We start from the raw sequence: 24204 nt of genomic DNA on the forward strand, positions 1-24204 counted from the left end.
CCAAAGACTTCACACATTCCCGGCCAGGATCCTGGAAGTGCCGCCCATAGCCGGCGCTTCGCAGGGTCGTCGTTACTTTTACAGAAACATGGCCCATGTCACCTATTACCAGCCTGAGCGTTCTTGACGCCATTGCCAAAGCCGATGGCATAGAGGTCAAGCGCCAGGAAGCACTGCTCAAGACAGGCGCATTGCAGACGGCCATCCTGACGAGCGAAAATTTCTCGATCATCGCAACCGACGAAAAAGGCATCATCCAGCTCTTCAACGTCGGTGCCGAACGCATGCTGGGTTATATGGCGGCTGAAGTCGTCAACAAGATCAACCCCAGCGACATCCATGATCCGCAGGAAGTGATGGCCCGGGCCCAGGCGCTGAGCCTGGAGCTCGCCACCACCATCACGCCCGGCTTCGAGGCACTTGCATTCAAGGCCTCGCGCGGCATCGAAGACATTTACGAGCTGACCTATATCTGTAAAGACGGCAGCCGCTTTCCGGCCATCGTGTCCATCACCGCATTGCGCGACGATTTCGGCACCATCATCGGCTACCTGCTGATCGGCACCGACAACTCGGTACGCAAGCAGGTCGAAGTGGCCCTGAAGGAAGCGATGGCCGTGGCCGAGAAGGCCAATCTCGCCAAATCGGACTTCCTGTCCAGCATGAGCCACGAGCTGCGCACACCGCTCAGCGCCATCCTCGGATTTGCGCAGCTGATCGAATCCGGCACGCCCCAGCCAACGCCCTCGCAAAAACGCAGTGTGGACCAGATCCTCCAGGCCGGCTGGTACCTGCTGGAACTCATCAACGAAATCCTGGATCTGGCATTGATCGAGTCCGGCAAGCTGTCGCTGTCGCTGGAACCTGTGTCGCTGGCCGAGGTCATGCTTGAATGCGAGACCCTGATCGAGTCACAGGCCGGCAAACGCGGCATTACCGTGACCTTTCCGAAATTCCCTGTGCCCTGCTTCGTGAGTGCCGACCGCACGCGGCTTAAACAGGTTCTGATCAACCTGCTGTCGAACGCGATCAAGTACAACACCAGCAGTGGAACGGTCTTGATCAACTGCGTGGATCTGCCTCAAAAGCGCATCCGCATCTGCATTGAAGACACGGGCGAAGGCCTGAGCCCTGCCAAGATCGAGCAGCTCTTCCAGCCCTTCAACCGCCTGGGCCAGCAAGCCACCACCGAACAAGGTACGGGCATTGGGCTGGTGATGACCAAACGCCTGATCGAGCTGATGGGTGGCGTCATCGGCGTCGAGAGCGTTGTCGGAAAAGGCAGTGTGTTCTGGATTGAAATGGACGTGACCGACGAAATTGCATTGCGAACAGCGCTGGCAGCCCTGGCACCGATCCTGCAAAGCCAGGTGGCTACCGATCCACGTGCCCATACACTTCTGTACGTAGAAGACAACCCTGCCAATCTGATGCTGGTGGAAGACCTCATCGCGCGCCGCTCCGACATCCGGCTGCTGTCGGCCCGTGACGGCATCAGCGGCATCGCGATGGCCAAAGCCTCGCAGCCGGACATCATCCTGATGGACATCAACCTGCCGGGCATCAGCGGCATCAAGGCGGCACAGATTCTGTGTGCCGATCCGTTGACTGCACACATTCCGGTGGTGGCGCTCAGCGCCAATGCCATACCCCGTGACATTGAAAAAGGCATGGAAGCCGGCTTCTTTCGCTACCTCACCAAGCCCATCAGGATCAATGAGTTCATGGACACCCTGGACCTGGCGCTGGCATTTTCCAAAACAAAGTCCATGCAGGCCCCCGTGCCGGAAAAAACCGCATGAACACCGAATTCGACATCCTGAACGGCAGCATCCTGGTGGTGGACGACCAGCCCGTCAATGTGCAGTTACTCGAGCAGCTGCTGGCAGGCGCCGGCTATACCCAGGTCAGGTCCACCATGAATTCGCCGGAGGTAGCCGCGCTGCACGCAGAGCACCGCTACGACCTGATCCTGCTCGACCTGAAAATGCCCGGCATGGACGGCTTCCAGGTGATGGAGGCGCTCAAGGAAGACAGGCATGACAAATACCTCTCTGTCATCGTGCTGACAGCGGAGCCGGCCCACAAGCTGCGCGCCTTGCAGGCCGGCGCCAAGGATTTCATCAGCAAACCGTTTGACCTGGTCGAAGTCAAGACGCGCATCCACAATGCGCTGGAAGTGCGCCTGCTGTATAAAAAGCTGGAGAACTACAGCAAGCTGCTGGAGCTGGCCATGCAGCAGAGCACCGCAGAAACCGACGAAGCGCGAAGCCGCTAATAGCGTCTGGCTGGACCAGGCGGCCAGGCCCATCCCTCTAGTCTGCGGCCCGCATTTACTGCTTGAGCTTTTCAAGCAGGAAGTCGATGAACAAGCGCACCCGCAAGGGCACGTGCCGCCCGTGCGGGTATAGCAATGAAAACGGCCGTGACCGCCCCGCAAAGGGCTGCAACACCTCTTGCAGCCGGTCTTGGCGCAAGTCTTCTTCGACGATAAAACGGTAAGTCTGCAGCAGGCCCGCGCCATGCCGGGCCAGCGTCACCCCGCCCAGCAAGTCTTCTGAGCAGCAATATCCACCGCTGGTTGCCACCTCCAGCTCCTTGCCTGCATCGCTGAACAGCCATGGAATTTTCTGACCGCTGCTGGGCAACAAAAACTGGATGCAGTCATGCTGCTGCAAGGCCTCCAGCGAGGTTGGGGTTCCCGCCTGCTGCAGGTACGAGGGCGCAGCCACCACCACCAGCGCCGCATCTTCCAGCTTGCGCGCGACCAGGCCTGAGTCGGGCTGTGCGCGCCCGCGTATGGCCAGGTCGTAGCCCTCGTCGGCAAAGTTGACATTGCGGTTGCTCAGGTTGACCTCGACCTGCACTGCTGGATAAAGGGCTCGAAAAGCCGGCAGCAGCGGCAGCACGCGGTAATGCCCGTAAGGCGTGGGCAGGCTGATACGCAGCACGCCGGCGGGCACCAATTGCTGACCCGTGGCTTCGCGCTCGGCTTCCACCAGCTGCCCCAGGGCCTGCCGCGCCTGCTCAAAATAAGCGCGGCCGGCTTCGGTCAGCCGTATATGCCGCGTCGTGCGTGTGAAGAGCCGCACGCCCAGCCTTTCCTCCAGGCGCGACACCGAGCGGCTCACGGCAGCGGGCGTGAGGCCGGCACTGGTTGCCGCCGCCGTGAAGCTGCTGAGCTCTGCCGCAAGGCAAAAAAGCTCAATGCTTCCCAGCTGAAGATCATCGAATTGACGGCTCATGGTTTTGATTTTCCGTGGATTATCTATTACACCATGTAACTTATGAAGTTAATCAACCTCCATTTATCTCACCAGACATCATCAATAGCATGAGGCCTTCCCAACCCACCTAGTCCAAGGAACCCATGAAACTGTTTTTCTCTCCCGGCGCCTGCTCACTGGCTCCCCACATCGTTCTGAAGGAAACCCGGCAGGCGTTCAAACTTGAAAAAGTTGACACAGGCACCCACACCACCGCAGACGGGGCCGACTACTACGCCATCAACCCCAAGGGTGCAGTGCCGCTGCTGGAGCTCGAGAGCGGCGAGCGCCTGACAGAAGGCCCCATCATTGCCCAATACCTTGCCGACAAGGCGGGCCGCGCCGACCTGCTCCCGGCCGCCGGCAGCATGGACCGCTACCGCGTGATGGAGTGGCAGAACTACATCACCTCGGAGCTGCACAAAACCTTCACGCCATTGTTCAACCCGGACCTGGACAGCAGCGCCAAAAAAACCCTGGCCAGCGTTCTGCGCAAAAAATACGAATGGGTCAACACCCAGCTGCAATCCAAAGACTATTTGCTCGGCCAGTCCTTCACCGTGGCCGATGCTTATTTGTTTGCGGTGACGGGCTGGGCCAAGTACGTGTCGCTGGACCTGGCAGACCTGAAGCACCTGCAGGACTTCCTGGCACGCGTGGCTGGCCGGCCCGCCGTGCGCGAGGCCCTGAAGGCCGAAGGGCTGCTGGCATGATCCGCTGGAAAACCACAGCCCTGACCCAAAGGCTGGGCTTGACGGCGCCGATTGTGCAAGGTCCCTTCGGCGGCGGCCTTTCCTCGGTGGCGCTGACCGCGGCGGTCTGCGAAAGCGGTGGGCTGGGCTCATTTGGCGTGCATCACCTGACAGGCACCCAAATTGAAAAGACGGTGCAGGCCATACGCCTCAAAACAAAACGTCCTTTCGCCTTGAACCTGTGGGTGCCGCATGAAAAGAGCGAGGACCCGCCGCTCACAGATGCACAGTTCGGGCAGCACCTGGCGCTGCTCGCGCCCTACTTCAAGGAGCTCGGTGAACCCCTGCCAACCCGGCCGGAGCGTTTCAGTCCGCGCTACGAAGACCAGGTGCAGGGCCTGCTGGCAGCCCGGCCCGCCGTGTTCAGTTTTGTATTCGGCATCCCGTCGCCGGAGATCCTGCGCCAATGCAAGGCGCTTGATATCGTGACACTGGGCGCCGCGACAACGCCTGAAGAGGCAATAGCGCTCGACAGCGCCGGCGTTGACATGGTGGTGGCAACCGGCTTTGAGGCTGGCGGGCACCGCGTGTCCTTTCTGCGCCCGGCCGAAAATTCGCTCACCGGCACACTGGCGCTGATCCCCCAGGTGGTCGACGCGATCAAGGCCCCCGTCATTGCGGCAGGCGGCATTGCCGACGGGCGCGGCATTGCAGCAGCCCTGGCGCTGGGCGCCCAGGGTGTGCAGATTGGCACGGCTTTTCTGGCGTGTGTTGAGTCATCCGCCAGCGACATCCACCGCGAAAAGTTATTCAGCGCCGACGCCAGGCACACCGCCCTCACCCGCGCCTTCAGCGGGCGCCTGGCGCGCGGCATTGAAAACCGTTTCATGAACGAGTTGAAGGCGCACGAGGGAGGTATTGCGCCCTACCCGGTCCAGAACTGGCTGACCGGCCAGTTGAAACCGGCTGCTATTGCCCAAGGCAGAACAGACTTGATGTCGCTCTGGTCCGGCCAGGCCGCACCGCTGCTCAAGCACCGGGATGCCGGCTCGCTGATGGTGGCGCTGCAGCAGCAAACCGACGACGCGCTAAAGCGGGTTGCCGGGTCAGTCTGACCTTCAAGCAGGATTTGTCTGATGACCGCGCATGACGATGGATTGACTGAAGGTGCCTGATTGAGGTGCCGTCGCCTCAATGAAAATCGCGGCTCGATGTGCCCAGCCGCCCCAGCAACGGCGTGAGGTCTTCCAGCCGGTGCGCCACCAGGTTGCGCACCGCGCCATAACCTTTGGCGCTGCCGCGTTCTTCACTGCGCTGCTCTTCACTACGCTGCCATATACCGTACACCGCCAGCAGCCGGGCGTGCAACACCTCGCCGCGTTGCGCTTCGCGCAGCGATTTCCAGATGATCACATTGACCGGCCCGGTTTCATCCTCCAGCGTGACGAAGATGGTGCCCTTGGCGGTTTGCGGCTGCTGGCGCACGGTGACGATGCCGCAGCCGGCCACCTCTTCGCCGTCGGGCAAGGCATTAAGCTCGCTGGCGCTCAGCAGGCCCCTGCGTGACAGCCGTTCCCGCAGCAAGGCCACCGGGTGGCGCCGCAGCGTGAGGCCCGTGGCCTGGTAGTCGAACAAAATATTTTCGCCCTCGGGCGTGTCGGGCAAGGCCAGCGGCGTTTCGTGCGTGGGTACCGATTTGAGCAGGCGCGGCGCCAGTTTGATGGCTGAAGCTTCCCAGACCTGCTGGCGCCGGTGGCCCGCCAGCGGCAGCAGGGCATCGGCGGCGGCCAGCGCGTTGATTTCGAGCGTACCCAGCTGGGCGCGCGACACCAGGTCTTCCGTCGAAATGAAAGGCGCTTGTGCCCGCGCCTCCACCAAACGGATGGCGGCCTCTTCGCGCAAACCAGCCACCAGGCGCAGGCCCAGGCGCACCGCCGGCTGCGTCCCCGCAGGCAGCACACCCTGCGGCTCCAGCGTGCAGTCCCATTCACTGTGCATGACGTCCACTGCGCGCACCTCCACCTGGTGGCGGACAGCGTCTTGCACCAGCTGGGACGGCGTGTAAAAACCCATGGGCTGCGAATTGACCATGGCCGCCAGAAAGCAGGCCGGCTCGTGGCGCTTGAGCCAACAGCTCACATAAACCAGCTTGGCAAAGCTGGCGGCGTGGCTTTCCGGAAAGCCGTAGTCGCCGAAGCCCAATATCTGACTGAAGATGCGCTCTGAAAATTCGGCGCTGTAGCCGTTTTTGACCATGGCATTGACCAGGCGGCCATGAAAGCGGTCAACCCCGCCCTTGCGCTTCCAGGCCGCCATGGAGCGGCGTAAATCGTCGGCCTCCCCCGGTGTGAAGTCAGCGGCGATCATCGCGATCTGCATCACCTGCTCCTGGAAGATCGGGATGCCCAGCGTGCGTTCCAGGGCCGGGTTCAGCGCCGGGTATTCCGGCACGACGTCTTCGCCCCGCCGCTTTTTATCGCGTGCCTTCAGGTACGGGTGCACCATGCCGCCCTGGATGGGCCCCGGCCGCACGATAGCGACTTCCACCACCAGGTCGTAGTAATTGCGCGGCTGCAAACGCGGCAGCATGGACATCTGGGCCCGGCTTTCAATCTGGAAAACACCCACCGTGTCGGCTTCGCAAATCATGTCGTAGGTGGGCGTGTCGTCCGGCTCGACCTGGTGCATCTCCAGCTGACTGCCCCGTGTCCGGTTCACCAGGTCCAGGCAGCGCCGGATGGCTGACAGCATGCCCAACGCCAGCACATCCACTTTCAGCAGGCCCATGGCCTCCAGGTCGTCCTTGTCCCACTGGATGATGCGGCGGTCTTCCATTGAGGCCGGCTGCACCGGCACCAGCCGCGTGAGCTTGCCCTGGGTGAGCACAAAACCGCCGACGTGCTGGCTCAGGTGGCGCGGAAAGCCGATGAGCTGCGCCGACAGGTCAAACCATTGCAGCACCGGCCCTTCCCTGCCTTCCAGCCCGGCTTCCTTGAGTTTCTCCTGCAGCACCTCGCTGCCGTCAAACCAGAAATGCTCTTTGGCGAACAGGTCAATCAGTTCAGGCGCCATTGCCAGCGCCTTGCCCACATCGCGGATCGCGCTGCGCGGCCGGTAGCTGATGACGGTGGCGGCAATGGCGGCGCGGTCGTGGCCGTATTTGCCGTAGATGTACTGGATGACTTCTTCACGCCGTTCATGTTCGAAGTCCACGTCGATGTCGGGTGGTTCACTGCGTTCGCGGCTGATAAAACGCTCAAACAACAGCTTGCTTTCCGCCGGGTTGACGGCCGTGACGCCCAGGCAAAAACACACCACCGAATTGGCCGCCGAGCCACGCCCCTGGCAAAGGATTTCCTTCTCTCTCGCAAACCGCACGATGTCGTGCACGGTGATGAAGAACATCTCGTATTCAAGCTCTTCGATCAGCGCCAGCTCAAAGCCCAGCTGCCGCCTGATCTTGTGCGGTATGTGATGCGGGTAGCGGGTATGGGCGCCCTGCCAGGTCAGCCGCCGCAGCCACCGCGAAGGCGTTTCGGCGGCCGGCACCATGTCTTCCTGCGGGTAGCGGTACAGGTTGCGAATCTCATCGAGAGTGAAATTGCACCGCGCAGCCACTTCCAGCGTGGCACGCAACAGACTGGCGGGGTAAATCTCGGCCAAGCGCATGCGCGGCCGCAAATGCGCTTCGGCATTCGGCTGCAGCGCAAAGCCGCATTCATGCACCGGTTTGCCCAGCTTGATGGCGGTCATCACATCGTGCAGCGGCTTGCGTGAGCGCTTGTGCATCAGCACATGGCCGGCCGCCACCAGCCGTATGCCGGTGCGCCGGGCTACTTCCTGCAGCTGCTGCAGGCGCAGCGCGTCGTCCAGGCCCTGCAGCAGCTCCACCGCCAGCCAGGCATTGATGCCAAAAAGGCCTGCAGCCCAGGCGCAATGGGCGAAAAGCGCTTCTGTATTGATAGCACCCGCGCCCACTTCATGCAAAGGCGCCAGCAAAATTTCGCAATCCCCCAGCCGGGAGAAATCCGTCTCGCCCAACGCGACGCGGTAGCTGCCTTTTTCCACCACGTCGCCCGCTTTGCGGGCTTCGGTGATGAACTCGCACAGGTTGCCCCAGCCCACGGCGTTGTGGGGCAACACCACCAGCCTGAAGGCATCGGGCGCCTGCACCAAAAATTCCGCGCCCGGCAGCAGCTTGAGGCCCATCTCCTTTGCCACCTCATGCGCCCTGACCACCCCCGCCACCGAACACTCGTCGGTGATGGCCAGCGCCTTGTAGCCCAGCTCGGAAGCGCGTTCGGCCAGCTCCTGCGCGTGCGAGGCGCCGCGCTGGAAGCTGAAGTTGCTCAGCGCGTGCAGCTCGGCGTAATCGGGAAGCGCGTAGGCAGGCATGCGGGCCTCAGGCAAAAAAACCGTGCAAATACCAGGTGCGCTGCCGGCCGGCCTGGGCGGCGGAGCCCAGCCTTTCGCTGTAAACCCACAGCAAGCCGCCCTGCTGGCTGCGGTAGATGTAGTAGTCGCGAAACGCCCACGGCTTTTCACACAGGCCCGGCTCAGCGCTGCGGTTGTCGCGGTCAGCCAGCAACCATTCGGCAGCCTCCAGCCGCTGCGGCCCGGCCAGGCGCGTCAGCTTGCCCTGGTACACCGGGCTGTTGCCTGCAGCTTGCAGCCTCAAAGGCTCGGGCAGCAGCCAGGCCGGGTACAAGGCTTCAGCCCGGGCCTTCGGAAAAACCGGGGAAGCGTCTTTTTGCAAGTGTTTTATGCCTCTGGCGCCCGGTGGCTGTGCGCAAGCAGCTATTGATTTAATAGCACTTCGGGCGCTCACCCAGCGCTGCATCAGCTCGGGCCGGTGGTCAGTGCAAGGTTGCCAGGCTTGCACATGGGCATCGCCCAGGCGGGCGCTGAGCCGCTCGACCAGTTCCACCACGCTGTCGCCCTGCCGGCGCGCTTCCATCAGCAGGCTGCCGGTGGCGGCTGCCGAGTCGGCCAGCAGCTCGGTGGCCAGCGACTGCAGCGTCAGGCTGTGCACCGGCGCCGGCAGCTTTTGCTGCGCCAGGTGTTCTGAGATAAGGCGCGCCACGTGACGCAAGTCTTGTGCGGGCTGGGCGGTGCGAATCTCGAGCTCGCCAGTCGGCGCCACATCACGGCGTTTGTCCAGGTGCCAGATGATTTTCAGGGCGCAGAGCCCGCTCTGCCGCCCCAGCAGCCAGGCGTGCAGGTGAACCAGCAAACGATCAACGCCCGCCATCAGCGCGGGGCCATGGGTGACCAGTGCATTGAGCTCCAGTTTTTCCTCAAAGTGTTCGGGCAGCACTTGCCACGCGTAGTCGTCGGCTACGGTGCCGCGGGCGCGGTCCAGCGCCTCCAGCAGTTCCGCGCCAAAACGCCGGGCCACGCCGTCACGCGGCAGGCGCAGCAAGTCGTCCCAGCTGCGGCAGCCAATGCGCTCCAGCACACCAAGGTGCGGGCGTGCCGCCGTCAACGTGTGCATGGGCAGGTCGGCCACGCGTTTTTTCAACGCACCAGCCTGATCCTGCTGCAGCCGAAGCCGCCCGATCGCTATCAAAGATGTAGCACCTTGCGCCCGTTCCATAAGGGCTACAACCTGATTTGATTCAAAAAACAGCTCAATTTTCTGCGCCAGCAGCTGCATCAGCCGCGCCAGCCCGCCAAACAAGCGCAGGCTGCCCGTTACGTCCATCAGCACCGCTTCATCCACCAGCGCCACGCGCGGCGTGAAGCCCAGCGCCAGGCTGGCCACCGCGCGCTGCAGGGCAGCGGCGTCCTGGGTCCATGGCTGCACCGCATCAGTGGTGGTCGAGATGCGCAATGCGATCCAGCAACGCATGGATGGGGCTCCGGGGTGAGGTGACAGGCAGCGAAACCAGTGACGGCAGCAGGATGGGCGCAAGCTCTTCCCGCTTTTGCCGGGCCCTGTCGCGGCTGGCTGCCAGCAGCGCTGACAGCCGGGCGGGCCGGGTGTCGAGCAGCACCGGCGCAGCCAGTGGCGGGCCGCGGCGCTTGAGCACGTGGACCAGCAGGTTGCCGCCCTCCTGCACGGCGCCTTCCAGCAGCAGGCGCAGCGGCGCAGGTGACGATTCATGTTGAGCTCGCGGCGGCCGAAACACAAACAGCAACTTGTGGTGCGCATGCGCGGCAATCTGCAGGCGGCGCAGATGCGCGCTGCGCGCATCCGGCAGCCATGCCAGCACGCTGTGCACGTCGGCGCACTGCAGGGCTTCACGCGTGGCCCACAGCAGCGAAGGTGCATCACCCGGCTTGCCGTGCACGCTGAGCAGCCGTTGCATGTTGAGCCGGCGCGCGCCCAGCGCCGGGCCAAAAGGCAACCAGGGCGCGCCCACCAGCACGGTGAGCCCGCCGGGCGTCTCTGCCTGCAGGGCTGCCAGTGCCGGCGCCATCAGGCCCCATTCATGCAGCCCGGCCTGCGGCTGCATCACCTCAACCAGCGCCCCCTGCGGCCAGCCGCCGCCGGGCAAGACAGCATCCAGCGCCACATAGCCCGTGGGGAGGGTCCGCAGGCTTGCGCTGCCCAGTTCGCCGGCGCGCCATACATTGGCGTTGGCGAAGTCCGGCAAGGCGCGGTCCACGAGTGTTGGCGAAAGCATGGCGAGGGATTCAAATCTGGATAAATACTGTATTTATGTACAGTATATTGCTGATTCAGATCCTGGCAAATAAGGGGTATTCACCCCACCCAACACGCCAGGCAAGCCGAAGTAAAAAGCAGACCCCCAGATTCATCAGCCTGAAACACATGTCCGGAACCAGCCAGCGCCGGGCATCGGCCCCTCCTACGCTTGGACCACCGGTACTTGCTACCTCATTCCAGGAAATTTGATGAACAGACTGCAGAACAAACGTGCGCTGATTACAGGCGGCACTTCGGGCATCGGCCTTGAAACGGCCAAACAGTTTTTGGCCGAAGGAGCCAGGGTCATGGTGACCGGATCCAGCGACGAATCACTGGACGAAGCGCGCCGGCAGCTCGGCAGCGACGCCCACTTCTTAAGCTTCTCAAAGACCGACGCGGGCAATCTGGCAGAGCAGAAAAAACTGGCTCAACGGGTGAAAGACTCTTTTGGGCAACTTGATGTGGCCTTCATCAATGCGGGCATCGGCGTCTTCATGCCGCTTGATGCGTGGGACGAGGCTGCCTTCGACCGCTCCATGGCCGTCAACCTGAAGGGGCCCTTCTTTTTGCTGCAGGCTTTGCTGGGCACATTGGCCAACCCGGCCTCCCTCATCCTGAACGCCTCGGTGAATGCGCACCTGGGCATGCCCGCCTCCAGCGTCTATTCGGCCACCAAGGCCGGGATGATTTCGCTGGCCAAAACGCTGTCGGGGGAATTGATCGGCAGGGGCATCCGGGTCAACGTCGTCAGCCCTGGCACCGTGACCACGCCTATTTATGAAAAGCTGGGCCTGCCTGCCGAGGCCTTGCAGCAAATGAAGGACGGGCTGGTTGCGCTGACGCCGGCGCACCGGTTTGGCTTGCCCATCGAGATCGCCAAGGCCGTGGTGTTTCTGGCCTCGGACGAATCCACTTATGCCGTTGGCAGTGAATTCATCCTCGACGGCGGGCTGACGATCGCCTGATCCGCAAAGGCGCGCGGTCTTACCGCTTGCGCGCCTGGCGTGCGATCAGCAGCAAGCCCACGACCGCAATAGCCACAAAACACAGGAAAGACCAGTTGGCAATCGAGCCGCCCAGAAAGGTCCAGTCGATTTTGGTGCAGTCGCCGCTGCCCTTGAAGATCATGGGAATGGCGCGTTTGAGCGGAAAGGTTTCAATCATTCCGTAGAAGTCGCGGCCGCAAGAGGCAATTTCAGGCGGATACCACTGCAGGAAACTTTGGCGCGCCGCCACAAAAGCACCAAAACCCGAGAGCAGCACCATCAGGCCTGAACCGGCGATCAGCAGGCCCCGGCTTTTGGCGATGGCCGTCACGCCCGCCACCACCGCCACCAGCACCAGCGCATACCGCTGCACGATGCACATCGGGCAAGGCTCCAGGCCCACCACATGCTGCAGGTACAGGCCAAAGGCCAGCATGGCCACGCAGGCCACGGCGATCAGCGCCAGCATGCGGCGCGGCATGGCGTCGAAATATGTCAAAAACATCAGGGAGCCCTCTTTTTTCTGGATGAATTATGAATTGTCCAGGGGTTCGGGCGTTTAGGAAGGGATAAGTTCCCTGATCAGGAAAATCCCGTCAGTATTCTCCTCGGAGAATACTGATATAAACCACGCAAAAGGCCGCTTCGCGGTGCGTGTCTCGGTTCAACCTGCTTCCACCATAAATACATGAGTCTTGACATAGCTATCTGGCGAACCGAGAGGCCTATTGGTGATGCGGCTGCCGGTAAGTTGTATGCACGTTTGGTGGAAGGTGATCTTTCCGGACTTACACCCCATCCATCGATGCTTTTTATGAAGAACTCGTTGCGAGACATCCAGAGATTGACGACGTTCCATTAGACAAGATAGATGACGCGACATTTAGCCCATGGAGTTGCAGGATAGATCGCTCCCCTTGCCACCTTGTCCTTGCGTGTGTTTTTTCTGCCGGTGAGATGGTTGGTGATCTTGTGGGTGAATTGCAGCGTAAACATGGTGTGACTGCTTATGTTCCTGGCGATGGAACGGAATACCACCCCCATGATGAATAACCTGACAATTTATTCCATCCTCCTTGAGCGCCGCTGAATTTAGACCTTGACCGTCATGCTCATTCATCCCCACCTCTTACTCGCCAGCAAGATCGCGGCAACAGCGATTGCTGGCGTAGCGGCGCTGGTTGCGTCTTTGCTTGCTGCGGGCTACGCGGTGGCGTTATGCGGCAGTTCGCTTCAGGGTGCCGCCGTTGGCATTGTGTTTGGGGGCATGGCTCTGGCCATGTTGATCACTCTCGGTTTTGTTTTGATGAAGTTGTCGTGGTCACTCCGGGCATTGGTTGGGGCAACGCTGCTTGTCGCCAGTTTTTTACTTCTGCCGCAGCCTGTGTGCGCAGCTGAGTCTCATGCCACTGCAGAATGCGGATGATTGCAGGCATCACCCTTCGCAGGTCAAGCTAGACCCATGTTTTCCATCGAGACCACCTGGCAAGGCAAAAAGAATTCGCACTCCTGGATCACTTGCCTCTCGTCGTCCAAAGAAGTTGCCGAAGCTTATGCCATTGCACAGGTTGACCCCAAGGCAACGCATCGCCTCTTCGAGATTTCGCAGAATGAATTTCCGGTCTTTTTTGTTGGCATTCACGGTGGTTATCGCCATGTAGCTCTTCATGAAATCAGGGAGCTTCTTGCGACAACCTTGATGGGTGAGCCGGAGGAAATCCTCTTCAATATTTACCGTTTCAGCGGCGAATACAGGTGGTCTACCGCAGGCTACGATCAGACTGCAAATCACATTCATGTCATCAATGAGTCATTGCAGCAATATCGCGAGCGTGAAGGCGAATTGGCAGAGGTCGTGGGTTACGCGGCGTCAACCTGACCAGTTGCCCTGTCACCAAATTAGCGACGGCACCGACTATCGTTTCTGAGCAGAAATCCTGGTCTCAAGAAGCCGCTGCGCGCCGCAACATCAAGACCTTGCTCAACTTCAAGCCACCTGCAATAGGCCTTTGATGGCCCTCTATCCCCGTCATACCCGCATTTGCCAGCATTTGTCCTACAACTGGGAGGCGCCGGCGGGCGTAGATTTTCAGGAATAGATCTTTTTGGAGACCCCCATGATTGTGCAAAACGCCCTTGCCAGTGTCGCCGTCCGCAACCTGGACACATCCATCCCCTGGTACGAAAAACTGCTGGACGCCAAAGCCAGCCGCCCCATGCCAGAAGTCGGCGAATGGCATTTCCTGCGCGGCGGCGGCCTGCAGGTGTATGAACTGGCCGAACGCGCCGGCGAAGGCTCGGTGACTCTGGCCGTCAACGACCTTGAACCGGAAATCGAGTACCTGCAAAAGCTGGGCATAGACACCAGCCATACAACGTCCAGTGACAAGGTCAGGACAGTGATGATCACCGACCCCGACGGCAACCACATTGCCATTGCCGAAGCCCTGATGCCCGGCGTGATCCGCTGAACAGATCCTTCACCCCCGAACAAGGAAGCCCACCATGGAAATACACCGCGGACGACTCATCGACCATGTTCACCTGCGCGCCCATGACCTCGCGGCGAGCAAGCGCTTTTACCGTGCCGTGCTCAAGTCACTGAACAAGGAAAGTGCCATCCAGGAGGCCGACGACCATTTTTCGGCCGACGAGTTGTGGATGGACCAGGCAGACGGACCTACCTCGCATGTCCATCTGGCTTTCCGGGCCAAGGACCACTCAGAGGTCAAAGCCTTTTACGAAGCCGCCCTGGCCGCAGGCGGCACCGACAACGGCGCGCCGGGCGAGCGCAAATACCACCCCGGCTACTACGCCGCCTTTGTGCTGGACCCGGACGGCAACAACATTGAGGCGGTGTACCACGGGCCTTTTGTGGCTTCGGCGGAGTCGGTGGTGATCAGGCCTGCCAGCTGAAAACCGAAAGCCGTCAACTCCGAAGTATTCGGGGTAAGCGGTGATTCCTTTTTTGAGCCCATAGGGTTTTGATCGCCAATTTGCGATTAAATAAGGCGGCATGAATCACCCGCTATTTCAGCTGCTTTCTACACTTGAAGCCGCGAATATCCATTTCACGCTCGGAAGACATCGGCCGGACACGATACTGGTCACCTTGACCCTTGTGGGTGAGCGAGTTGAGATTGACGTGTTCGAAGATGGCCGCATGGAAGTCTCGCGCTTCGCCGGAAATGAGGACATTGTTGGAGGCTCTGAGGTAATCGAGTCGATCCTGCAAAATAACCCATGAACAGCGCATCGATGCGCATGCAAGACACATGGCTCTAGCTGACATCCCTCTACCTGCCCTGATTACTCTCGGAGCCTCTGCCGTGGGCTCATGCCTGGTGGCGTTCCTGATATGGCGCCGCGAAGATCCCGTTCTTTTAAAAGTTGCAGTGACGATAGTTGCCTTCATTCCCGTAGTGGGACCTGTTTTTGCACTCTGGGTTTGCAGCTTTCCTGATCGTATGCACCCGGCACTTCGGGCAAAGTACAAGAACAGAGTCAATGTCTACTCGGTGCCGCAGGTTAAGCCCGTTCTTCATGATGTGCCCAAAAAAACCGGGCGGGCGCCGTCTGATCCTCCGGTCAGTGCCGATCTTCCGACGTGAGGAACGGCAGCAGCGCATGAAATTTTTTCTCGAATCCTCAAGCTGCGTACCTTTGTCGGCGTAACCCAATTCGATACTTTCGTCTCAAGGAGCTGCCATGTGCCGCAACATCAAGACCCTGTTCAACTTCGAGCCGCCGGCCACGGAACTGGAAATCCGTGACGCCTCGCTGCAGTTTGTCAGAAAGCTCAGCGGCCTCAACGTCCCCTCCAAGGCCAATGAAGCCGCGTTCGATCGTGCTGTGGAAGAGGTGGCGGCCTCGGCACGGGTTCTGATCCGCTCACTGGTAACCAACGCCGAGCCACGCAACCGGGAGGTGGAAGCCGAACGGGCACGGGCCAGGTCGGCATTGAGGTTTGGCACGAGTCAGTAACGTCCGCTCGTTCAGGCCCTCAACCCTCTACAAACGCCCTCGCCTTGCGCGGCGTTACCATCTGCCATGCCGATTTCGCGCAAACCATCCTGGAGTCAAGTTGTCGACATCCTTTGCTGAGATCCCTTGGGCTGTAGCGGAAGGTCATACTGACGCCTATCCATATCTTGTTCGGTTTCGGCAATTCCCAGAAGACTTTCCTCGCTCAAACTATCCAAAGCGCTTGAATATCTTTTGGTCTATGCACGATACAGACGATGTAGGTCTTGCCACCAAGCAAGAGCTGGTGCGCCTGCATGTATTTGAAGACCGACTTGTCGGAGCTGTGGAGCAGGACATGTCCTCGGTGCTTGCTGCTGTCGTCACCGGCAGAGGAGAGCGGGAGTTTGTCTTCTTCGTGAAGAGCCCTCAAGAGTTCGTGGGCCGCCTGTCGACCATGCCACAAGAGACCGAGCGCTATCCGATCGAAATTCGCCTCAACGAAGACTCTGATTGGTTGTACTTTCATGACCTCGCTCCCGGTCAGGCGTAGTCTTAACCCTTCTTATCGGCGTCTATCGGTGTGGGTCTACCCCTCCACAAACACCCTCGCCTTACGCGGCGTCACCACCAGCATGTCGCCTTCGCGCAAGCCCATCTCGGCAAACTGCTGCGAAGTCATCTGGGCCTCGATGATCGAATCGCCCGAGACATTGCCCTTTTGTTCGTAGCCTTCCGCGGGAATCAGCTCCAGCCGCGCGATCGGGCCGATCACGATGGCGCGCTCCAGGTGGGCGACGATGCCTTCGGCGCCCGGCGCATAACGCTGCACATCCAGGTCGTGCGGGCCAGGTCGGCGCTAAGGTTTGGCACGAGCCAGTATCCGGCTCCCCTCCAAGTCGACCTCACCCAGCTGGAAGCGTCTGACAACATCAAAAGCCGAGCTTGACTTGCTCAGCCACGGCGGACAGCACCGTGGTTGAAATCCCGGCCATGCGCAGGAAGGCAGCCCAGCCCTTGCAGTGTTTCCTCCATAGCAATGTCCAGCGGCGTGTGCGGCTCCGCACCGAGCGCCGCCACCAGGGCGGCGTTGTCCATGCGTATAGGCGTGTTCCAGAGGTAGCGCATCCGGCGCAGCTCGCGCAGGGTCTCAACAAAGGGCGCGGCCAGGGTCACCGCCCACCAGGGAAAGGATTTGATAGACGGCTGAGGGCCACCGCGCCGTGCGACGACACGGCAGATCGCTTCAGCCAGCTGGCGGCCGTCGGCGTCCCACTGGCCGTTCATATGGAAGGTTGCAAATGCAGGCAGAACGTCACGCCGGGCCAGCAAGGCGACCATGGTACGCGCCACATCCGGCAAATAGGCCCATTGGTGACCGACGCCAGACTTGCCGGGGAGCTTCACACTGCGCACCGGAACGCCCGGCCGAACCAGGCCTTGCGAGAACCAGCTGTTCCCGGCACCCGGCCCGAAAAAATCCCCCGCGCGCACGATGATCACCCGGCAGCAGCCCTGGCCACTGTCGCTGGTCGCGTCCTTGAGCCGCTGCTCGAGCTGCACGCGAATCGCACCTTTGGCCGTTTGCGGGTGTTGCGGTGAATCCTCCCGGAGGCTGGGAAATGCGTCTGGCCCGTAGTTGTAGACCGTGCCGGGCAGCACGATGGTCGCGCCCTGCGCCCGGGCGGCCGCGATCGTGTTGTCCAGCATAGGCAGCACCAGCTCGCCCCAGCGACGATAGCCGGACGGATTGACAGCGTGCACTATCACGCCACAGCCTTGTGCTGCCGCCATGACATCACCGGGATTCATCGCATCGCCACGCAGCCAGGTGATGCCGCCACGTTGCTCGCCCGGCCGCGGCTCGCCACGCCTGAGCGCGCGAACCTGCCAGCCTGCCGCCTCCAGTTGTCGCGCGACTTCCCCGCCGATGCCACCGGTTGCGCCCAGCACCAGTGCTGTGTTTGATTTGTCTTGTTTGCTGCTCATGCCATTCCCCAAAAAAGTTGTCATGGGGAAATTCTGGGCCCCGGGGCATCAAAATGGAATTGACTAAAGCAGGGTAACGGCTATACATTTTTGTATGGAAGAAGATGCTGGCTGGGAGCTTTACCGTTCATTTTTAGGGGTGCTGCACGAGGGTTCGCTCTCGGGTGCGGCACGGTCTTTGGGGGTGGCACAGCCTACGGTCGGACGCCATGTTGCCTCACTCGAAAAGTCGCTCGGCCTGGCGCTGTTCACGCGCTCACAAACCGGTTTTGCGCCGACCGAAGCCGCGCTGGGACTGCGGCCCTTCGCCGAAGAAATGGCCAGCGCCGCAGCCGCCCTGCGCCGCGCCGCCGAAAGCCAGGGTGACGGTGTGCGCGGCACGGTGCGGGTCACGGTGAGCGAAGTCATCGGTGTTGAAGTGCTGCCGCCCATCGTCGCGCAACTGCAGCGCACGCACCCGGGCCTGACCATCGAACTGGTGCTGACCAACCGCGTGCAGGACCTGCTGCAACGCGAAGCCGACATTGCCGTGCGCATGACACAGCCCAAGCAGGACCTGTTGATCGCTCGCAGCGTGGGCGAAGTGGAACTGGGTCTCTACGCACGCCGCGATTACCTGGACGCGCGCGGCACGCCGCAGTCATCAACGGACCTGGCGCAGCATGCGCTGATCGGGTTTGACGAAGAGACGCCCTTCCTGCGTTCGGCGCGCAAAGCCTTGCCCGCATGGAAGCGGGCGGCGTTTTCCACGCGTACCGACAGCGACCTCGCGCAACTGGCACTGATACGTGCTGGCGCCGGCATTGGCGTGTGCCAGTCAGCGCTGGCGGCGCGGGACCCCGCCCTGGTACGGGTTCTGCTTGGCGAGTTGTCCTTCAAACTCGAAACCTGGCTGACCATGCACGAAGACCTGCGTCACAGCCCGCGTTGCCGTGTCACCTTCGACGCATTGGTCGAAGGTTTGCAGCAGCATATTGGTTGAAGCCGGATAAATCAGCTCTACAAAAACAAGCATGAAGTACATATGACGACCAAAGACGATTTGCCCAGGGAGAAACGCTGGAAAGACCTGTATATCCGGTCAAAGAAAGTTGCGCGTGCAGAGCAACTGGGCCTCGATTACCCTCGCACGACTGCAAAGCAACTTGTGCAGAAGGAAGAAACCGCCCGCAGCACTGAACGCCTGAAGGTATTGTTCGTTTGCAGCCGTAACCAATGGCGAAGCCCAACGGCCGAACAACTCTGGCGCAAGCACCCGCAGCTGCTAACCCGTTCGGGTGGGACCAGCCCCAATGCGCGCCATACCGTGTCAGTCGATGACATCCGTTGGGCCGACGTGGTTCTCGTCATGGAAGAAAAACACAAGTCAAGGTTGAAGGCGGAGTTCACGAGGCTTCTTGATGACAAGGCCTTACACGTTCTTGATATTCCTGATGAGTACAAGTTCATGGACAAGGAACTGATAGAGATGCTTGAGCAAAGCGTTCCAAGCATCCTGGGCATCGAGTGACCCGCCATGGATCTACAGAAAATGCCGAACTACCATATCTTGCCTGGACTACCAGGGGTAGGGCCCTGGCCATTGCAGTTCAGTGCTACTGGCCAAGGAATGTATCGGGAAGGTTTGGTGGTCGAGTTCTTTCCAAAGAGCAACGAGTCCTGGATCGGTAATTTTCAGCCTGGCGTCACTACTCTGAATACAGTGGTTGTGGCACAAGATGAAAGAACGGCGTTTTTGATAGTCGGCGGCCAAGCCTACGTGGTTTGTATTGAAACCAGGCAATTGCTCGCCCACCACGACAACGACATTGAGTTTTTTCATCATTTTCCAGACGATGGACAAGTCATTACAGGTAGCAACTGCGACTTCACTGCATATCGCGGTGTGGATCGCCTTTGGCGAACACGTCGAATATCTTGGGATGGATTCCGCAGTATCGAAATTGAAAGCGCCTGCTTGCGAGGCGAGGCTTGGTGCTTTGATGACACATGGCATGTCTTCTCAGTGGCCTTGGACTCAGGAAAGACAAGCGGTGGTTCGTACCATGAACTCGAGGATTAACCGATCACTCAAGTCGGATGCCGGTACCGCTCGGCTTGGATGCTACCCCTCCACAAACACCCTCGCCTTGCGCGGCGTCACCACCAGCATGTCGCCTTCGCGCAAGCCCATCTCGGCAAATTGCTGCGAGGTCATCTGGGCTTCGATGATCGAGTCGCCCGAGACGTTGCCCTTTTGTTCGAAGCCTTCCGCGGGAATCAGTTCCAGCCGCGCGATCGGGCCGATCACGATGGCGCGTTCCAGGTGGGCGACGATGCCTTCGGCGCCTGGTGCATAACGCTGCACGTCCAGGTCGTGCGGGCGCACATAGGCAAAGGCCTTGGCGTCCTGTGCGCCGGCATGCTCGGGTGAATTGAGGCGCAGGCCTTCAAGCTGCACTTCGCCTTCGTGGGCGCGGCCGTGGAACAGGTTCACGTCACCGAGGAAGCCATACACAAACGGGCTGGCCGGGTGGTCCCACACCTCTTGCGGCGAGCCAATCTGTTCGACCTTGCCCTGGTTCATCAGCACCACGCGGTCGGCGACTTCCAGCGCTTCTTCCTGGTCGTGCGTCACAAAAATACTGGTGACATGCAGGTCGTCATGCAGGCGGCGCAGCCAGCGGCGCAGCTCCTTGCGCACCTTGGCGTCGAGCGCGCCGAAGGGTTCGTCGAGCAGCAGCACCTTGGGTTCCACCGCCAGCGCGCGGGCCAGGGCAATGCGCTGGCGCTGCCCGCCTGAGAGCTGCGACGGAAAGCGCTCAGCCAGCCAGTCGAGCTGCACGAGGTTGAGCAGCGAATGCACTTTTTCCTTGATTTGCGCTTCGCTGGGCCGCTGGCCGCGCGGCTTGACGCGCAGGCCGAAGGCCACGTTTTCAAAGACGGTCATGTGGCGGAACAGGGCGTAGTGCTGAAAGACAAAACCGACTTGGCGCTCTCGCACATGCACGTCGGTGGTGTCTTCGCCGCTGAAGAGGATGCTGCCGCGGTCGGCGGTTTCCAGACCGGCAATGATGCGCAGCAGCGTGGTCTTGCCGCAGCCCGAGGGACCAAGCAAGGCGACCAGTTCGCCCGATTGAATGTCCAGGCTGACGTCGCCCAGTGCCTGGAAGTTGCCAAAATGTTTGCTGACGTTGCGGATTTCGATGCTCATGATGTTTTCCTTTAGCGAGCGGCTGCCACGGCGGCCCCGTCAACGGGAGTCCGTGGACGCTCCGGCGGCAAATCAGCCGCGGCTTTCATTTCTGCTTCGTGGCGCCATTCGGCCACCGACTTGATGACCAGCGTGACCAGCGCGAGGATGGCCAGCAGCGATGCCACGGCGAATGCAGCCACCGACTGGTATTCGTTGTACAGAATTTCCACATGCAGCGGCAGCGTGTTGGTCTGCCCGCGAATGTGGCCCGACACCACCGACACTGCGCCAAACTCTCCCATGGCCCGTGCGTTGCACAAGATAACGCCGTACACCAGGCCCCACTTGATGTTGGGCAGGGTCACATGCCAGAAGGTTTGCCAGCCGGTGGCGCCCAGCACGATGGCGGCCTGCTCTTCGTCATTGCCTTGCGCCTGCATCAACGGGATCAGCTCACGCGCGATGAACGGAAACGTCACGAACACGGTGGCCAGCACAATGCCGGGCACGGCAAAAATGATCTTGATGTCATGCGCCAGCAGCCACGGCCCGAACCAGCCCTGCGCGCCGAAGATCAGCACGTAGATCAGGCCGGCCACCACGGGCGACACGGAAAACGGCAAGTCAACCAGCGTCGTCAACACCGACTTGCCGCGGAATTCGTACTTGGCAATCGCCCAGGCCGCGGCCACGCCAAACACCAGGTTCAGCGGCACGGCAATCGCCGCGGCAATCAAGGTGAGCTTGATGGCCGACCAGGCGTCGGGCTCCTGCAGCGCGGCAATGTAGGCGCCAAAGCCCTTGCGCAGGCCTTCGGTGAACACGGCGGCCAGCGGCAGGATCAGGAACAGCACCACAAACGTCAGCGCGACCGTGATCAGCGTGTAGCGAACCCACGGGGATTCGGTCGTACCCGCCGTAACCCGGCGAGCAGATTGGGAAGAAGGTGCACTCATGCGGGCGCTCCTGCATTTCGGCGTTGCCAGGCTTGCAGGCCATTGATGACCAGCAGCAGGACAAACGACACCAGCAGCATCACCACCGCCACGGCGGTTGCGCCGGCATAGTCGTATTGCTCCAGCTTGCCGATGATGATGAGTGGCGTGATTTCAGAAATCATGGGCATGTTGCCGGCGATGAAGATGACCGATCCGTATTCGCCAATCGCCCGCGCAAAGGCCATGGCAAAGCCAGTCAGCAAGGCTGGCGTGATGTGCGGCAGGATGACCTTGGTGAAAATCTGCAGGCGCGTGGCGCCCAGCGAAGTGGCGGCTTCTTCGAGTTCTTTCTCGGCGTCTTCCAGCACTGGCTGCACCGTGCGCACCACAAATGGCAGGCCGATGAAGATCAGCGCAATCACCACACCGGCCGGTGTAAAGGCCAGCTTGATGCCCATGGGTTCGAGGTACTGGCCGATCCAGCCGTTGCCGGCCAGCAAAGCCGTGAGCGAAATACCGGCCACGGCGGTCGGCAAGGCAAACGGCAGGTCCACCAGTGCATCGACGATTTTTTTGCCCGGAAATTTGTAGCGCACCAGCACCCAGGCCAGCAGCAGGCCAAACACCAGGTTCACGAGCGCAGCGATCAGCGATGCCCCAAACGTGAGCCGGTAAGACGCCAGCACGCGCGGGGACGTCACTGCCGTGATGAACTGGTCCCAGCTCAGCGTGAAGGTCTTGAAAAACAGCGCCGAGATCGGGATCAGCACGATCAGGCTGAGGTACAGGACGGTGTAGCCCAGCGTGAGGCGGAAACCGGGCAGCACGCGTTTTGCGGCGCGTTTGCTACCCGCAGGAACACCCGGCACCACCGCGGAAGGCGGCGCCACAGAAGACAAGGCAGTCATGGTGGTGCGGCTTACTTGACGGTGTAGAGCTTGTCGAACTGGCCGCCGTCGTTGAAGTGCACTTTTTGCGCTTCACCGAGGCTGCCAAAGACGTCTTGCACCGTGAAGAGCTGCAACGGTTTGAAAGTGCTCGCGTATTTTTTCAGGATGGCCTGCGAGCGCGGGCGCAATGCATGGCGTGCAGCGATTTCCTGGCCTTCGTCTGAATAGAGGTAGTTCAGGTAGGCCTTGGCCAGCTCGGCCGTGCCCTTCTTGGCCACGGTGCGCTCCACCACCGCCACCGGGTTTTCCGCCAGGATGCTGATGGACGGGTAGACCGCGTCCACCTTGCCTTCGCCAAACTCTTTGTTCACCGACAGCACTTCGGACTCAAACGTAATCAGCACGTCGCCAATATTGCGTTGCAGGAACACGGTGGTCGCGTCGCGCCCGCCCTTGCCCAGCACCGGCACGTTTTTGTAGAGCTTGCCGACGAACTCGGCGGCCTGCGCATCGGTGGCGCCCTTCTTCTTCGCGTAACCCCAGGCGGCCAGATAGGCGTAGCGGCCATTGCCGCCGGTTTTCGGGTTCACCAGAATCACCTGGATGCCGGGCTTGACGAGGTCGTCCCAGTCCTTGATGCCCTTGGGGTTGCCGTTGCGCACCAGGAACAGCATGGTCGAGGTGGTGGGCGATGCATTGTCTGGAAACTTCTTCGCCCAGTCTTTGGCCACCACACCGGCGCCGGCCAGGAAGTCCACGTCGGTCGACGTGTTCATGGTGACCACATCGGCATCCAGGCCGTCGGCTACCGAGCGTGCAATGGCGCTGGAGCCACCGTGCGACTGGTCAATCTTGATGTCTTTGCCCGTGGTCTTTTTGTAGTGGGCAATGAAAGCGGCGTTGTATTCCTTGTAAAACTCGCGCGCCACGTCATACGAGCCATTGAGAAGCGTTTGTGCCGAGGCCGTGCCGGAGAATGAAGCGCCCGCGGCCAGTGCCAGCGTTGCAAGCGCGATTTTTATTTTTGAAGAAGTCATGCCGTTTCCAGGGATCCAAAAGAAGAAGACGAAGAATTTGCCGAAGAAGAAAAATCCAGATGCGGTGCCGTCAGCGACGCATCGCCTGCCAGCGACTGCAGCAACGCAATGCCCAGCGGCCATTCGCCGTGGCCCGACTCCACATTGATATGGCCGGCGTCCTGCATGCGCACAAATTCGCTGCCCCAGGCGCGGGCATAGGCACCGGCCAGGCGCACCGGGCAATACGGGTCGTTGCTGCTGGCCACCAGCACGCTGCGGTAAGGCAGCTTCTGGTAGGGCACGGGCGCAAAGTCGCTCAGCACGGCGCGGCGCTCCGGGTCCGCCGGCGCCACCAGCAAGGCGCCATGAATACGCTCTGCCGCCTCCGGCGGCAGATGCGTGGTGGCAATGCAGCCCAGGCTGTGCGCCACGATCACGACCGGCTCGTCCTGCAGCACGATGGTGTTGGCCAGCGACGCGACCCAGGCCTTGCGCGAAGGCGTGATCCAGTCGTCCTGGCGCACGCGCACCGCATTGCTCAGGCGTTCGGCCCACAGGCTTTGCCAGTGGCCGGGGCCCGAGTCACGCCAGCCAGGGACGATGATGAAACGCACTTCGCGTGAACCCGTCT

At 60.9% G+C, this 24204-nt stretch carries 26 protein-coding genes and 1 pseudogene; 15 read left to right on the forward strand and 12 right to left on the reverse strand.

The features are described from left to right. Positions 1-95: 95 nt before the first annotated feature. Both AC1DYQ_RS08310 and AC1DYQ_RS08315 read left to right on the forward strand, forming a co-directional pair. A complete protein-coding gene (locus AC1DYQ_RS08310) occupies positions 96-1802 on the forward strand; it encodes a PAS domain-containing hybrid sensor histidine kinase/response regulator (RefSeq protein WP_477686398.1) in 1707 nt (568 codons plus the stop codon). Next, the gene (locus AC1DYQ_RS08315; protein ID WP_477686399.1) at positions 1799-2278 is read left to right on the forward strand and encodes a response regulator; all 480 of its coding nucleotides are present in this window, start codon (positions 1799-1801) and stop codon (positions 2276-2278) included. Before AC1DYQ_RS08310 ends, AC1DYQ_RS08315 begins: the two co-directional genes overlap by 4 nt. 55 nt (positions 2279-2333) lie before the next feature. Here AC1DYQ_RS08315 and AC1DYQ_RS08320 read toward each other — a convergent pair whose 3' ends face one another. Beyond that, complete coding sequence (locus AC1DYQ_RS08320; protein WP_477686400.1) at positions 2334-3245, reverse strand: LysR family transcriptional regulator; 912 nt, start codon at positions 3243-3245, stop codon at positions 2334-2336. A 125-nt stretch (positions 3246-3370) separates the two neighbouring features. On the opposite strand from AC1DYQ_RS08320, the gene gstA reads away from it, so the two are divergent. Continuing rightward, positions 3371-3979 (forward strand): glutathione transferase GstA, encoded by a 609-nt coding sequence (gene gstA, locus AC1DYQ_RS08325; RefSeq protein ID WP_477686401.1) that lies wholly within the window; start codon positions 3371-3373, stop codon positions 3977-3979. After that, a complete protein-coding gene (locus AC1DYQ_RS08330; protein ID WP_477686402.1) occupies positions 3976-5073 on the forward strand; it encodes an NAD(P)H-dependent flavin oxidoreductase in 1098 nt (365 codons plus the stop codon). The genes gstA and AC1DYQ_RS08330 overlap by 4 nt, the downstream gene beginning before the upstream one ends. A gap of 76 nt (positions 5074-5149) precedes the next feature. Here the strand turns inward: AC1DYQ_RS08330 and AC1DYQ_RS08335 are convergent, their stop codons facing one another. The 3 genes from AC1DYQ_RS08335 to imuA are packed head-to-tail and all read right to left on the reverse strand — an operon-like array spanning position 5150 to position 10587. Then, positions 5150-8353 carry an error-prone DNA polymerase gene (locus AC1DYQ_RS08335; RefSeq protein ID WP_477686403.1) on the reverse strand — a complete coding sequence of 1068 codons (3204 nt, stop codon included), beginning with the start codon at positions 8351-8353 and terminating at the stop codon, positions 5150-5152. Between the two features lie 7 nt (positions 8354-8360). Continuing rightward, entirely contained in the window at positions 8361-9809 is a 1449-nt protein-coding gene (locus AC1DYQ_RS08340; RefSeq protein ID WP_477686404.1) for a Y-family DNA polymerase, read from the reverse strand. Further along, the gene (imuA, locus tag AC1DYQ_RS08345) at positions 9769-10587 is read right to left on the reverse strand and encodes a translesion DNA synthesis-associated protein ImuA (protein WP_477686405.1); all 819 of its coding nucleotides are present in this window, start codon (positions 10585-10587) and stop codon (positions 9769-9771) included. Before imuA ends, AC1DYQ_RS08340 begins: the two co-directional genes overlap by 41 nt. Before the next feature lie 232 nt (positions 10588-10819). Between imuA and AC1DYQ_RS08350 the strand changes: the two genes are divergently transcribed. Then, a complete protein-coding gene (locus AC1DYQ_RS08350; RefSeq protein WP_477686406.1) occupies positions 10820-11578 on the forward strand; it encodes an SDR family oxidoreductase in 759 nt (252 codons plus the stop codon). Positions 11579-11597: 19 nt separating this feature from the next. Here the strand turns inward: AC1DYQ_RS08350 and AC1DYQ_RS08355 are convergent, their stop codons facing one another. Continuing rightward, the gene (locus AC1DYQ_RS08355) at positions 11598-12104 is read right to left on the reverse strand and encodes a disulfide bond formation protein B (protein WP_457282726.1); all 507 of its coding nucleotides are present in this window, start codon (positions 12102-12104) and stop codon (positions 11598-11600) included. A gap of 594 nt (positions 12105-12698) precedes the next feature. Here AC1DYQ_RS08355 and AC1DYQ_RS08360 point away from each other — a divergent pair. The 7 genes from AC1DYQ_RS08360 to AC1DYQ_RS08390 all read left to right on the forward strand — a co-directional run bounded on the left by AC1DYQ_RS08360 (position 12699) and on the right by AC1DYQ_RS08390 (position 16115). Further along, positions 12699-13025 (forward strand): hypothetical protein, encoded by a 327-nt coding sequence (locus AC1DYQ_RS08360; RefSeq protein WP_477686407.1) that lies wholly within the window; start codon positions 12699-12701, stop codon positions 13023-13025. 36 nt (positions 13026-13061) lie between these two features. After that, positions 13062-13478 carry a hypothetical protein gene (locus AC1DYQ_RS08365; RefSeq protein WP_477686408.1) on the forward strand — a complete coding sequence of 139 codons (417 nt, stop codon included), beginning with the start codon at positions 13062-13064 and terminating at the stop codon, positions 13476-13478. 238 nt (positions 13479-13716) lie between these two features. After that, on the forward strand, positions 13717-14070 hold the full coding sequence (locus AC1DYQ_RS08370; protein WP_477686409.1) for a VOC family protein: 354 nt from the start codon (positions 13717-13719) through the stop codon (positions 14068-14070). Positions 14071-14104: 34 nt separating this feature from the next. Beyond that, complete coding sequence (locus AC1DYQ_RS08375) at positions 14105-14515, forward strand: VOC family protein (protein WP_477686410.1); 411 nt, start codon at positions 14105-14107, stop codon at positions 14513-14515. A 100-nt stretch (positions 14516-14615) separates the two neighbouring features. Then, the gene (locus AC1DYQ_RS08380) at positions 14616-14846 is read left to right on the forward strand and encodes a hypothetical protein (protein WP_477686411.1); all 231 of its coding nucleotides are present in this window, start codon (positions 14616-14618) and stop codon (positions 14844-14846) included. A gap of 461 nt (positions 14847-15307) precedes the next feature. After that, positions 15308-15583: a DUF2277 domain-containing protein gene (locus AC1DYQ_RS08385; protein WP_477686412.1), complete on the forward strand. Its 276-nt coding sequence runs from the start codon at positions 15308-15310 to the stop codon at positions 15581-15583. Positions 15584-15683: 100 nt separating this feature from the next. Beyond that, on the forward strand, positions 15684-16115 hold the full coding sequence (locus tag AC1DYQ_RS08390; RefSeq protein WP_477686413.1) for a DUF695 domain-containing protein: 432 nt from the start codon (positions 15684-15686) through the stop codon (positions 16113-16115). A gap of 36 nt (positions 16116-16151) precedes the next feature. On the opposite strand, the pseudogene AC1DYQ_RS08395 reads toward AC1DYQ_RS08390, so the two are convergent. Next, positions 16152-16409 (reverse strand): annotated as a pseudogene (locus AC1DYQ_RS08395) (TOBE-like domain-containing protein); the annotation flags it as partial. A 107-nt stretch (positions 16410-16516) separates the two neighbouring features. Next, entirely contained in the window at positions 16517-17551 is a 1035-nt protein-coding gene (locus AC1DYQ_RS08400) for an SDR family oxidoreductase (RefSeq protein ID WP_477686414.1), read from the reverse strand. A gap of 94 nt (positions 17552-17645) precedes the next feature. On the opposite strand from AC1DYQ_RS08400, the gene AC1DYQ_RS08405 reads away from it, so the two are divergent. Genes AC1DYQ_RS08405 through AC1DYQ_RS08415 form a run of 3 tightly spaced genes read left to right on the forward strand, consistent with a single transcriptional unit; the run spans position 17646 to position 19613 of the window. Beyond that, positions 17646-18533: a LysR family transcriptional regulator gene (locus AC1DYQ_RS08405; RefSeq protein WP_477686415.1), complete on the forward strand. Its 888-nt coding sequence runs from the start codon at positions 17646-17648 to the stop codon at positions 18531-18533. 42 nt (positions 18534-18575) lie between these two features. Continuing rightward, entirely contained in the window at positions 18576-19061 is a 486-nt protein-coding gene (locus AC1DYQ_RS08410) for a low molecular weight protein tyrosine phosphatase family protein (RefSeq protein WP_477686416.1), read from the forward strand. 6 nt (positions 19062-19067) lie between these two features. Beyond that, positions 19068-19613, forward strand: coding sequence for a hypothetical protein (locus tag AC1DYQ_RS08415; RefSeq protein ID WP_477686417.1), 546 nt, complete (start codon positions 19068-19070; stop codon positions 19611-19613). Between the two features lie 42 nt (positions 19614-19655). Here the strand turns inward: AC1DYQ_RS08415 and AC1DYQ_RS08420 are convergent, their stop codons facing one another. From AC1DYQ_RS08420 to AC1DYQ_RS08440, 5 genes are read right to left on the reverse strand one after another with little or no spacing between them, the layout of a single operon-like run. Beyond that, positions 19656-20744 (reverse strand): sulfate/molybdate ABC transporter ATP-binding protein, encoded by a 1089-nt coding sequence (locus tag AC1DYQ_RS08420; RefSeq protein WP_477686418.1) that lies wholly within the window; start codon positions 20742-20744, stop codon positions 19656-19658. 11 nt (positions 20745-20755) lie between these two features. Next, positions 20756-21682 (reverse strand): sulfate ABC transporter permease subunit CysW, encoded by a 927-nt coding sequence (gene cysW, locus AC1DYQ_RS08425; protein ID WP_477686419.1) that lies wholly within the window; start codon positions 21680-21682, stop codon positions 20756-20758. Next, complete coding sequence (gene cysT, locus AC1DYQ_RS08430; protein WP_477686420.1) at positions 21679-22572, reverse strand: sulfate ABC transporter permease subunit CysT; 894 nt, start codon at positions 22570-22572, stop codon at positions 21679-21681. Before cysT ends, cysW begins: the two co-directional genes overlap by 4 nt. 11 nt (positions 22573-22583) lie before the next feature. After that, positions 22584-23591 (reverse strand): sulfate ABC transporter substrate-binding protein, encoded by a 1008-nt coding sequence (locus AC1DYQ_RS08435; protein WP_477686421.1) that lies wholly within the window; start codon positions 23589-23591, stop codon positions 22584-22586. Continuing rightward, complete coding sequence (locus tag AC1DYQ_RS08440) at positions 23588-24187, reverse strand: RBBP9/YdeN family alpha/beta hydrolase (RefSeq protein ID WP_477686422.1); 600 nt, start codon at positions 24185-24187, stop codon at positions 23588-23590. Before AC1DYQ_RS08440 ends, AC1DYQ_RS08435 begins: the two co-directional genes overlap by 4 nt. Positions 24188-24204: the final 17 nt, after the last annotated feature.

The organism is Polaromonas sp. P1_F4 (assembly GCF_056405675.1).